The sequence below is a fragment of the Rosistilla oblonga genome (genome assembly GCF_007751715.1).
GTDB classification, from domain to species: Bacteria; Planctomycetota; Planctomycetia; order Pirellulales; family Pirellulaceae; genus Rosistilla; species Rosistilla oblonga.
In genome coordinates this window covers 3,650,225-3,662,129 of the sequence record NZ_CP036292.1, presented here as the reverse complement: position 1 = coordinate 3,662,129, position 11,905 = coordinate 3,650,225, and the positions used below count along the sequence as shown (strand labels likewise).

Genomic DNA, 11,905 nt, shown 5'->3' with positions numbered 1-11,905 from the left:
TCGATCCTTTAGTCCACATAAAGAAATTCATTCCGCGAAATCAGAGTCCGCAAATAGGCCTGCCAAGCGGTGCGATCGGCCGCGTCCGATGGCATCGATGAAGTGGAGACCGCCACGCGATAGGCGTTTAAAAAGCGAACCGCTTCGTCCTGTTCGGACGCTGTCGCGGGGCGGCAGAGTGCAATCCAATGCGCGCGGTCGATCCGCGCCGCATCATTATCGAACTCCCCGAGAACACGATCTGCAAACGCCGCGGATTGCTCGTGAACAAATTTGCTGTTCATCAAATACAACGCCTGAGTCGGGACCGTCGTCATCCCGCGTCGCGCCGTACTAACGTTGGTGTCGGCACCATCGAACAGGCCAAGGAACGGATGGCGTTTCAGCCGCTGTTGCATCAGATAGACGCTTCGCCGATTAGATTCGTAGACAGCGTAGAACGGATTGTGTTGCGAGAAGCCCCAGCTTTCGACCGCAGGAAACGGATGCGCCATCCCTCGGCTTGGATCCAAACTTCCGCTGGCCTGCAACATCGCATCGCGAATCTCCTCGGCGGTCAATTGTCGGCGGTTGAATCGCCACAACAGCCGCGATTCTGGATCGACCTTCGCGGCATCGGAATCAAACCCGCTGGATCGACGATAGGCATCACTCGTCATGATCAATCGGTGCATCGCTTTGATCGAATACCCCGACTCGCGAAAGCGACTCGCCAACCAATCGAGCAGTTCCGGATGCGATGGCAGTTCGCCACGCATTCCAAAATCGTTTTCGGTTCCGACCAGACCGCGTCCGAAATGCTGTTGCCAGATGCGATTGACCATCACCCGCGCGAACAACGGATTTTCGTCGCTGACGATCCACCGCGCCAGTTGCAGACGCCCGCTCCCCGCATCCGAAGGAACCGCTTCGCCTCCAAAAATCTCCAAATTCCGACGCGGCACCTCGACCCCCAATCGTGTCGGTTCGCCCCGCAATTGAACGCGGCAGTTAACCGCCGTCGATTGCTCCATCGCGCCATAGATTTGATCTTCCGCAGCGACCCGACCGACGGCCAGTCGATCGCGTTGTTGCTGCAACGCTTCGGCAATTGCTTGCAGTTCCCGTCGCTGTTGGAACATGCGTGGCAGATTGAATGCCGCATCCGCTGGCAAGGCTTTCTCTTCCGCCAGCGGACTGTTGGACGCAAGTGGTGTCGCCGAGACGATCAGATCATCGATCTCGTGTGCGGGAGTCTCACCGCTGCCGGGGCCGTAGCGATCGACAAATGTGTAGTCGACGATTCCATCCCAATTGCGGGTAAATGATTGAACGGAAAACGTTGACGTCTCCGATCCCGACGTCAGTGTCCCTTCGAAACGTTGGCTGCGCAGATCCAGGACAACGTGCACGTTGTACCATTGCCCCATCTTCAGACCCGCGACCGGTTGGTACTGGGCGCCATCCTTAACGAAAAACGTCGTCGCGTTGGCTGCTAATTCCATCGCAGCGGACGTGCCCGGGCCGTGACCGACGTAGAAGCGATACGCTCCTTGTCCTTGGTTGGCAATTGAGGTGTTGCGGAAATCGACGCTGTATTCGATCCGCGGCGTGGATTCGGCATTCAAAGCTTCGGCCAACGTCATACCAAAGGCGTTGTTTTGCGTGTCGCTGGGAAACGCGATCCCGCGATCGCCGTAACGGAAAACGTTGGCGAAGGGACTTTGCGATGCGGCGGTGATCGTCACGGTTCCCAGTGCCAGATAGGGCTGCGACGGTGGCTTGCCCAGTTCAAACTCTTCAAAACCGAAAAACTGCGACGTGCCGGAAGCTTGCTGAATCTGAGCGTTAAGTTGCGTCAGTTGTTCGGCGATCGGTTGCTGTTGCGATTCGATCGACGCCATTTGCAGATCGATCTCTCGTTGTCGCTGAGCCAACACCGCCGGGGGCACATCGGGCACAAGATCGTACGGGCGACGCTTTTCTTCGGATCCTGGAAACGAATACTTTGTGCTGGCGAAGATGCCATACCAGGCGTAGTAGTCTTCGATGTTGACGGGATCAAACTTGTGGTCGTGGCAACGGGCACAACCGAGCGTCAGTCCCAACGTCGCTTGCCCCAGGACATCGATGGTGTCTTGAATCGTCAGATGATGATAGTTTTCAACATCGAAGCCGAAGCGGCGTGAGATCGCGATAAACCCAGTAGCGGTTAACAGCTCGCGGTACCGACGCAGTTGATCGGCGTCAAGCGAATCGGCGTCGGAACCGGCGAGCATCGCGTGGGCCATCACATCGCCAGCAATCTGCTGCATCACAAATTGGTCGTAGGGAAGGTCTGCGTTGAGCGCGTCGATCACCCAATTGCGATACTTGTAGCTGAGTGGCGTTGGGTAGTCGGCCGTCTCGCCAGCGGTGTCGGCGTACCGCACAACGTCCAACCAATGGCGGCCCCAGCGTTCGCCATAAGCGGACGAAGCCAGCAACTGTTCAATCCGATCCACTTCGGCCGTCTCCGATCGATCGTCTAAAAACGACTGCACTTGTTCGGGCGTCGGCGGCAATCCGGTCAGATCCAGCGTGGCGCGACGGATCCAATCGCGTCGCGATGCCGGGGGACTCGGCTTTATATCCATCTCCTTCAACTTCCGCATCACAAACCGATCGATTTCGGATAACCCCGGCGGATCGACGACCGTGGGAGGTTTCGGATCGCGGAGCGGTTGCAACGACCAAAACGCCCGCTCCTGATCGGTGATCTCTCCTCCACGCAGCGACGGTCCGGTCCCTCCCAACACGACGCCTTCGGGCCAGGGGGCGCCGGCGCGAATCCACGCCTCGACAGCCGCGATCTCTGCTTCGGGCAACGGTTCTTCCGGCGGCATTTCCAATCCGTCTTGATGCCGCAAAGCTTGTAGCATCAGGCTCTCGTGAGGCATCTCCAGCGAGATTGCCGGTCCACTGTCACCACCTTGCAGCAGCGTGTCACGCGTGTCGAACCGCAACCCCGATTCCGCCTTCCGAGGGCCATGGCACTCGATGCAGTGTGTGATGAACAAAGGGCGAATCGAATTCTCGAACCCGTCGGATGGTGCCGCAGCGATCTCATCAGCGTACAGCGCAGCCACGTGCCACCCCGACAACACAAACGTACCGGCAAGGAACGCAACCGAGACCGATCGGATCGAAAGTCGAAGTTTGCTGAGTCCACGCAATTGCTAACTCTCCATTTCACGCGGATCCGCATCTTGTGTCGGTCCGCAGCCGTAGGTAGGGACTGACATCAGGCGATGATCTCTCGGACAAATTCCCCGTGCACATCGGTCAAGCGGAAGTCGCGACCGGCGAATCGGTAGGTCAACCGTTTATGGTCGAATCCCAAAAGATGCAACATCGTGGCGTGCAGGTCGTGAACCGATACGGGGTTTTCGACTGCTTTGAAACCGAATTCGTCGGTAACTCCGTAGATCGTACCCCCTTTGATCCCGCCCCCGGCCATCCACAATGAATAGCCCCAATGATTGTGGTCGCGCCCCTGGGAAGCCCCCGATCCATTGGTCCCCATTTCGACCGAAGGCGTCCGACCAAATTCACCTGAGCACAAAATCAAGGTTTGATCCAACAGCCCCCTTTGCTTCAGGTCGATGATCAACGCGGCCAGTCCCTGATCGCATTGGTTGGCCACCTTGCGGTGCTCCCCTTCGATGTTCGAATGACTGTCCCAGGGTTGCCCGCCGCCGTGCCAGGTTTGCACAAACCGAACGCCCCGTTCGACCAGTCGGCGAGCCATCAACAGTTGCCGGTTCTGGGGGCCCTCGCCGTATAGCTTCAAAATATGTTCGGGCTCTTGGCTGATGTCGAACGCATCGGTCGCTTCGGACTGCATGCGATAAGCCATCTCAAACGATTGAATCCTCGCTTCGATCGCGGTTTCGTCGGGGCGTTGAGCCAAATGTTGCGCATTCAGTTTCCGCAGCAAAGCAAACTGCCGCCGCTGTTGGTCATCATCCAAACGGTCATTGCGGACGTCGTCGATCAACTGCGTCAGATCGGTCTTCGCGGTGTCGACGTGCGTCCCTTGATAGACGCCCGGCAGAAAAGCGGACCGCCAGTTCCCCGCCCCGCCGACGGGAAGCCCGCCAGGACACAAGGCGACAAAGCCAGGCAGGTTTTCGTTGGCGCTCCCCATTCCCCACGTCAACCAAGAACCAAAACTTGGCCGCACCAATCGTTGATCGCCACTGTTCATCAGCATCAACGACATCTCATGGTTTGGCAATTCGGCATGCATCGACCGGATCACCGCCATCTCATCGACACACTTCGACAAATGCGGGAACAGATCGCTGACCGGGATTCCGCTCTCCCCATGCTGTTGAAACTTAAACGGCGAAGGCAACGCGACGCCGGTCCGCCGTTCGGTTTGCAGATTGTCGAACGGCAGCATCTGACCGCCGCGGCGTTGCAGTTCCGGCTTCGGATCAAACGTGTCGACTTGCGACATCCCGCCGTTGAGAAAGACATGGATCACATGCCGAGCGGTCCCCGGGAAATGAGTCGACGCGTCGCCAGCGAGCCCCTCGTCGCGCATCAGTCCGGCCATCGCCAGCGTCCCCATGCCCATTCCAGCTCGGGACAGGAACTGCCGGCGTTGTAAAGCCGGTTGCGATTGCGTGTTTCGATCGGTCATCAGATCCTCGTATCGGCAAAGGTTGCCATTTCGCTAGTCGACAAAAACGAATTCATTGCTGGCCAGAAGCACATGCGCCAACTGGTCCCATGTCCCCGCGTCGGATGCCGCATCGCCAAGGAACTCGGTTGCTGCTTGGCGTTCTTCGTGGCTCGGCGGACGTCCGAAAGCACGTTGGTACATCGCCGCCACACGTGTCGCGCGGTCTTCGATATCCACCGATAGTTTCGCAAAGGCGGCTGCGCGATCCTGAATGAAGGGGGAATTGAGAGCGAACAGGGTTTGCTGCGGGACTGTCGTTTCCGGTCGCTGAGCAGTGCAAGTGTTGGCGTCGGCAACGTCGAACGTGCTGGCAAGGCTCGAAACGATATCGCGGTTCACGAATCCGTACACGCTGCGTCGCGGAACCGCGGGATGGGAGAGCAGTTCAAACGGACGCCCACCGATTTTCGCAACGTCCAATTCCCCGGAGACAGCCAGCATCGAATCCCGCATCGCTTCCAAGTCGAGTCGTCGTCGAGGCATCCGCCACAACAATTTGTTGTCTGCGTCCGCGTTGCGTGCTTCGAGATTTTCAACCGATCCCTGTTGATAGACCTGGGAGAGCATGATCTGCCGATGCAATTGCTTCAGCGACCCGCCGGATGCCAGGAAGGTCGACGCCAGGTAGTCGAGCAGTTCGGGATGAGTCGGCGGCTGGCTGCGAGTTCCAAAGTCATCGGGCGTGCGGACTAAACCACGTCCAAAATGTTGTTGCCAAACCCAGTTCACAAATACGCGGCGCGACAACGGATTGTTGGGATCGACAATCGATTCAGCCAATGTCCGCCTTCGCTTGCCGTCGGGAAAGATCGACGGCGTTGCAGTGGCCGATGTTAACGCGGTCAAAAAGTGCGGCTCCACCACCTCGCCACGGCTGATCGGATTCCCACGCACAAAGATCCGAAACGGTTGGTCGGGGACCGTTTCGGTCAGCACCATCGCACGCGGTGGCGATCCTGCGTCGGAGAGCTGCAGACCGTGGATCGCCCCTTCCTTGCCGTTGAGATTGTCGCGAACGGTTCGGTTCAGCAAAGTCGACGCGAGTTCATCATCCATCGCCGTCGGCGTTCCCGGTTCGTAAAGATGCCGCCGCAATTGAGCATTCACCGCGCTGTTGATCGGTTCGTAGCGGCCGTCTTCGTCGGTGATTACCGCCACGCCTTCGACCGCTCCCAACGAGACGTCCAACAAAGCTTGCAGCCACTGACGATTCAGCTCAGCAAACATCTTGCCGTAGACATCCGCCAACTCCACAGGCGACGTCGGTGGTTGCGCTTCGATCGCCGCCAAAACTCGAGGATTCCATTTCGGCGTGGCGGATGCCAACGCGTGTTGATTCGCGAAGGTCGCCGGATCACCGTTCTCTGTTTTCCAAACCTGCAGCAGTTCCTGGCAGCGGGCCGCAAAATCGTCCGCCGCTACGCTGGACAATTGTTTCCACGGTCCAAAGACAGGATCGTTCGCCGGCAACTCCGCCAGATAATCGCGCCAGCGGTTCAGGACCAAGGGACGCAGATCGTCGGTGCGGTAGGAGAGGAAGGCCGCCGAAAGATCTTGCTCGGGAGTTCCTTTGGCTAGCTCGCGAAGATACATCGCAACCTGCATCCGCAGCCGGCTGCGCATGACCTGAGTCTGATCGCGACGCATATTGGTCGCCGCGATTTGACGTTTTTGCAGTTCGATTTGGTAGGCTTGGTATGCCGGCGTGTCATCGGGCATCCCTACGGTTGGCAGCAAGCCGGGCCTGGTGCTACTGGCGAAGGTCGCATACAGCGAATAGTAGTCGGCGGTGGGAATCGGGTCGTATTTGTGATCGTGACAGCGGGCGCAAGCGACGGTCAGCCCCATCAGCCCACGGGTGACAACATCGATCTGGTCGTCGATCACATCGTGCGGGTTGCGGAACTGCATCCCCACGGTCAGGAATCCGAGTGCCGCCAACGCGGGATCGTTTTCGCCCAACCCCAATTGGTCGGCGGCCAATTGTTCGGTGACAAAGCGATCATAAGGGAGATCGGCGTTAAATGCGTTGATCACATAATCGCGGTAGGTATAGGAAAATGGAAACCTCTTAAAACCGATCGCCGCTCCGCCATGGGTGTCGGCGTATCGGGCGATGTCCAACCAATGCCGCCCCCAGCGTTCGCCATATCTTGGCGATTCCAATAACCGATCGATCACCCGCGCGAACGCATCGGCGGCGGGATCGTTGACAAATGCCTGCACCTCTTCCCACGTCGGCGGCAAACCAATCAGGTCGAGACTGGCTCGGCGAATCAACTGAGGTCGCGAAACCACCGGCGCAAGCTGCAGACCGCGCGCTTCCAATTGGGAGACCACAAAGCGGTCGATCTCCGTCAACGCATCCCCTTGCACGCTGGGAACCTCGGGTTTCCGAATCGGTTCGAACGCCCAGTGCCCTTGGTACTTGGCCCCCCCGGAGATCCATTGCCGTAGCGTTTCGACTTGCGCAGAACTCAGCGGCTTGCCCGTCTCCGCTGGCGGCATCCGCAGATCGGCATCCTCGGTGATCAACCGTTCGATCAAAAGACTCTGGTCGGGAGCCCCCGGTACGATCGCAACTTCCTTGGCCGCCGATTCGAGATCCAATCGCAGATCCCCTTGCCGTTCAGCTTCGTCGGGGCCGTGACAATGCAAACAATGTTCGGCCAGAATCGGTCGGACATCTTCATTGAAACGAACTTCCGCCGCGCCAATCTCGCCGACCAGGCAACAGGCGACGATCCCGAACCCGATGTGAAACGCAAGCGTTGCCGAGCGTCCGATCCGAGCGATCCAACAAGAGATACGAACACGGAATGTTCTATTCATCGGAGGCTCCGTTGCTTGGGGGCGTTGCCTGGACATCGATCAAGCGCGACCGCAACCCGTTGGCATGCCTGCGGGCAAGTTGCTCGCAGAGATCGCAATCGCCCAATTGGATCGCGTCCAATAGCTGTTGATGCGAGCGAGCGGTTTCGTCTTGCGTGTCGGCAACGACGCGGTTGTGCAAGCGATGCATTCCGGCCAACCACAGTTGCAATTGTGGACGCAGCAGTTGCCACGCCGCCAACAACCGCGAGTTCGCGGCTGCTTGCAGGATTTGATCGTGAAAGGCGATGTCGAGCATCGTGAGCTGCAACAGATCGGGTTCGCGTTGAATCTGATCGATCAGCGATTTCAGTTTCGCAATCTGCTGCGGCGTGATCCGCGTGGTCGCCAATCGAACCGCCGCGACATCCAGGACCTCGCGGAATTCAACGATCTCGCGAACATCCTGCTCGGTCAGCGTACGCACCCGCGCCGTCCCGCGACTGTCGAACTCCAGCAGCCCTTCCTGCGCCAGTTGGAACTTCGCTTGACGAACCGACGCGCGACTGACGCCCAACTGAGTGGCCAGTTGGGCTTCGGCAAGCGTCTCTCCCGCCGCGATCGCTCCCGAAAGGATCGCGCCCCGCAACTGAGTTTCCACATCATCGCTGACCGATTGCTTTTGAACCTTCCGCAGCGAAGCCGCAGACACCGTCCGTTTGGGGTAAGTAGTTTCCATCACCGTACTGTATGCGGTCGACGGTCGACCGTCAAACATCTGTGATGGGAAAATCGATAACCGGGGGCGATGACGTCGCGTGAGAGTCGGAGCCAACCATATTTGGTGAGTCCGATCGATAGGGCAGGCGGGTTGGTCGGCGGTGCGTTATCGGACGCTCGGTTCCAAAGATTCGGGCTCCGCCTGCTCCACATGCACTTTCTACGCCGGAAGCGCTCATTACAGCGGCGGTGGATTGCGTTAGAATCAGAGATCGATCGCGGTTTCTATCGTCGACCGAACTTCGAAAATTAGCTCAGCCCGCACTGGATGCGGCCGCTGGACGGGGGCATCCCCCGCAGCGGCATTCAAACCGATGTGGCAGGTTTCGCGTTGTCGGTCGTTGACAGATACCGCGTCTCCGCGGACGGATCGCTTGTCATCGCCGGAGCTCAATCGCCACCGAGCCCTCTGGGAATCCAAGCGTGTGACAAAGCGTGACCGTTCGCGCAGCCTGTCAACTTATCGCTATTCAATCAAGCAATCGGTGAAGAGAGATCCAAGCACATGGGAAGAAGCTTTGAAGTTCGCAAAGTGTCGATGGCCAAAACAGCGGGACAAAAGTCCAAGCTGTATTCAAAATACGGCAAGCAGTTGTACGTTCTTGCGAAAAACAGCGGCGCCGATCCAACGGCAAATCCCTCATTGCGCAGTCTGATCGACAAAGCGAAACGCGAGCAGGTGCCGGCCCATGTGATCGAGAAGGCGCTCGAAAAAGCGTCCGGTGGCGGCGGCGAGGACTTTTCGCTGGCACGCTACGAAGGTTATGGTCCCGGCGGATGCGCGGTCATCGTCGATTGCTTGACCGATAACAACAACCGCACGATCACCGACGTTCGTAATTGCTTTACCAAAACCAGCTCCAAGCTGGGTGCTCCCGGCTCGGTCGCCCACTCTTTCGACCATTTGGCCGTGCTGCGGTTTCCAGGGGATAGCGCCGACCAGGTGTTGGAGATCCTGTTGGGTGCGGACGTCGATGTCGTCGACGTCGAATGCGAAGAAGGGCAGATCACGGTGTTTGCTCCCGCGACCGAGTTCAATAACGCCAAGCAGGCGATGCTCGAAGCGAAGCCGGAGTTGGAGTTCGATGTCGACGAGATCACTTTCGTCGCTCAAACCAACACCGACATCAGCCCCGCCGACCTGCCGATGTTCGAAAAGTTCATCAACATGTTGAACGATTGCGACGACGTACAAGACGTCTACCACAACGCGATCTTGCCGAAAGAGTAGATCACGTGTTTGATCAGAGCTGTTATGAATTGGTGCTTGAGCCAAATGGCCGGCACGCCATAGCGGAACATTGTCCAAGGCAAGCGGAAGCTAGAGCGTGCCGCCTGATAGCTCAGATTGTAAATACAGGTTCGCGCAGCAGACGGTACATTGCTCGTTCAATGTCTGCGATGTTACCCACGGGATTTCTATATCACCGGTTTCGGATTAGCCTAAGTTGCGTACGCCTGGCGCGAACTTTTAGTGACATATTCACCAACGTGGTTTGAAGCTTTTAACGCAGCCTATTTCCTCTCGCTTCTACGTCTCTTAATGCGAGCCGCCGGGCTTTAAGCACGGTCGGGAGTATCGCCGCTGACGTTAGGTCGCCTGAAAAAGTAGAGATTCCGTTACTCTTTCACTCGTCTACTTCCACTCTTCTTTGTAGACCTTTTGCTTCAGAAAGTAATCGGTCGACCTGTTCCGGTGATAATCATCCAACCACCGGATCAAGTGCTCTCTTCACAGATCCGCCTACAAACTCGCTCGGTATTGGTGTGTGCTAGGTGTGCCCATCGATACTCGATAGCGTGTAGAACAGCACGCTCATCTATACGGGTTGGACCGAATCTAATGCGTCTGGTTGCAACGGATTGGTTACTCAATTGGTCGGTGAGACTACGGTTACGGTGCGATTCACCCAATTTAGGTACACGCCAACGTTCCAATCACGCGATACGAGGAATATCGCGATAGCAGAATGTCGATCGGTTCTTGCCAGTCAAAGCCCGATTCGAAAGGGAGCTAGCGCGGTAACGACGCTCTATCGATCGGAAACGATTGATTGAGCGGTTCATTTTTCGCGCGTGAATCAAACACAGATGTCTTGATTGCCTCAGTTCCCTGCGGATGGCAGCTACGAGAGCAACGCGCTAGATAGTTGACGGGGCACGGAGGTTCGAGATGAAGGTTTGGGCAAGCATTTGTCTAGGGTTGGTTTCTGTTAGCTTCTGCAACGCCGATTCAGGGCAGCCGATCGAGACAGGCATTCTTGGTGCCGAAGACGGCGGACTTTGGCAGCAGCATCTGCAACGGATGGAGCAGCTGGACCAGATGGTCGAAAGCCTGAGCCAGCGTTTGGCGGCGAAGGAATCTGAAAGTTCGGTTCGCTACCAACCGAAACGCCCTCGTGTCCCAAGCAGTTCATTGACGCGGCCCGGTTGGAATGCGAGCGTTGATTATTTGAACTGGACCGTTCGCCGTCGCGGGCTAGATTACGCGATAACAACCGACGATAGCACGCGTGCAGTAGGTGCTGGCGATGTCCACAATGTCGAGTATGGAAGCGATTCGGGGATTCGTGCGGGACTGCATTACACGACCGCAACCGGATGGGAAATCGGATTTCGATACACCTACTTGGACATCGATGCCACGAGTTCTGCTGAATCACCAACTGCGGGAAATATGTGGGCGACTCGCAGTCATCCCAACGAGAACGAAGAGGCACGCAGGGCGAGCGCATCGGCTAACCTCGATTACGACGTCTTCGATCTCGAGCTGCGACGCTGGTTTCTGATCAATCGCGTGGCGGCAATTCAATTCTTGGGAGGCTTGCGTTGGGCGTCGATCGACCAAAATCTGCGGATTGATTACGACGGCGACGACTTCTCCGATGGACAGGTGTTCAACAATGGGCAGATGGATGGCTTCGGCGTTCGTTTGGGGGCGTTGGGGCAATGGCAGATGTCGCATGGGCTGAGCCTGTTTGCTCGCGGTGCCGGAACGCTTGCCTACGGAAAGTTTGAGAATCGTCTGCTGGAGACCAATCGAGAAGGTGCCGACACGATTGTCGATGTCACCGATCGTTATGAGCAAGCGTTACCTGCGATCGAAGCTGCCGTGGGGCTCTCTTGGCGCTCCGATTACATCGAACTCGCGTGCGGATATGAACTAACAAATTGGTTTGACTTGTCCGACCGATCGATGTTCGTCGACAGCGCTCACGAAGGCGCTTATTCCCCCAAATCGACGAACCTGTTGCTCGACGGTCTGTTTGCCAGGATGGCGTTTCAGTTCTAGACGCCGCCGGTCGCATCATGCAGCGAGTGCCTAGGGCACCCTAGCACGTAAAGCTTGACGGATCGCAGGAAGCCGCAAGCTGTTTACTCAAAATGGGCCGTTTTCCCTATCGAAATTGACCACAGAGGCCACAGCCGGTATAAGATCAGCCTGAGTATCGAGCACTGCGAGCGGCCACTTGCGAATTGTTCGAAACGCCATCGTAACTGCGGAACCACCAGGCTGTAGCAATATGAAGAGTAAGCCCTGTCGATCACCAAAACGTTCCCGTCGCAAGGGAAAATTTGTCGACAAGCTTTATCGGAGACGGG

Annotated in this window: 6 protein-coding genes; 2 read left to right on the top strand and 4 right to left on the bottom strand. The window is 57.3% G+C overall.

What is annotated here, in order from left to right; genetic code table 11:
* Positions 1 to 8 precede the first annotated feature (8 nt).
* From CA51_RS12985 to CA51_RS12970, 4 genes are all read right to left on the bottom strand, one after another.
* On the bottom strand, positions 9 to 3,194 hold the full coding sequence (locus tag CA51_RS12985; RefSeq protein ID WP_145121221.1) for a PSD1 and planctomycete cytochrome C domain-containing protein: 3,186 nt from the start codon (positions 3,192 to 3,194) through the stop codon (positions 9 to 11).
* Positions 3,195 to 3,262: 68 nt separating this feature from the next.
* Positions 3,263 to 4,669, bottom strand: a complete 1,407-nt coding sequence (locus CA51_RS12980; RefSeq protein WP_145121218.1) for a DUF1501 domain-containing protein — start codon at positions 4,667 to 4,669, stop codon at positions 3,263 to 3,265.
* A gap of 33 nt (positions 4,670 to 4,702) precedes the next feature.
* On the bottom strand, positions 4,703 to 7,543 hold the full coding sequence (locus CA51_RS12975; RefSeq protein ID WP_197451150.1) for a PSD1 and planctomycete cytochrome C domain-containing protein: 2,841 nt from the start codon (positions 7,541 to 7,543) through the stop codon (positions 4,703 to 4,705).
* Entirely contained in the window at positions 7,536 to 8,261 is a 726-nt protein-coding gene (locus CA51_RS12970; protein WP_197451149.1) for a GntR family transcriptional regulator, read from the bottom strand. The genes CA51_RS12975 and CA51_RS12970 overlap by 8 nt, the downstream gene beginning before the upstream one ends.
* A gap of 546 nt (positions 8,262 to 8,807) precedes the next feature.
* Here CA51_RS12970 and CA51_RS12965 point away from each other — a divergent pair.
* Both CA51_RS12965 and CA51_RS12960 read left to right on the top strand, forming a co-directional pair.
* On the top strand, positions 8,808 to 9,533 hold the full coding sequence (locus tag CA51_RS12965; protein WP_145121213.1) for a YebC/PmpR family DNA-binding transcriptional regulator: 726 nt from the start codon (positions 8,808 to 8,810) through the stop codon (positions 9,531 to 9,533).
* A 942-nt stretch (positions 9,534 to 10,475) separates the two neighbouring features.
* Complete coding sequence (locus CA51_RS12960; protein WP_145121211.1) at positions 10,476 to 11,594, top strand: Lpg1974 family pore-forming outer membrane protein; 1,119 nt, start codon at positions 10,476 to 10,478, stop codon at positions 11,592 to 11,594.
* Positions 11,595 to 11,905 lie beyond the last annotated feature (311 nt).

Excerpts from the sequence above, each read along its gene's own strand:
- CA51_RS12980 (WP_145121218.1), bottom strand. The coding sequence starts at position 4,669 with ATGACCGATCGAAACACGCAATCGCAACCGGCTTTACAACGCCGGCAG.
- CA51_RS12975 (WP_197451150.1), bottom strand. The coding sequence starts at position 7,543 with ATGAATAGAACATTCCGTGTTCGTATCTCTTGTTGGATCGCTCGGATC.
- CA51_RS12970 (WP_197451149.1), bottom strand. The coding sequence starts at position 8,261 with ATGGAAACTACTTACCCCAAACGGACGGTGTCTGCGGCTTCGCTGCGG.
- CA51_RS12965 (WP_145121213.1), top strand. The coding sequence starts at position 8,808 with ATGGGAAGAAGCTTTGAAGTTCGCAAAGTGTCGATGGCCAAAACAGCG.
- CA51_RS12960 (WP_145121211.1), top strand. The coding sequence starts at position 10,476 with ATGAAGGTTTGGGCAAGCATTTGTCTAGGGTTGGTTTCTGTTAGCTTC.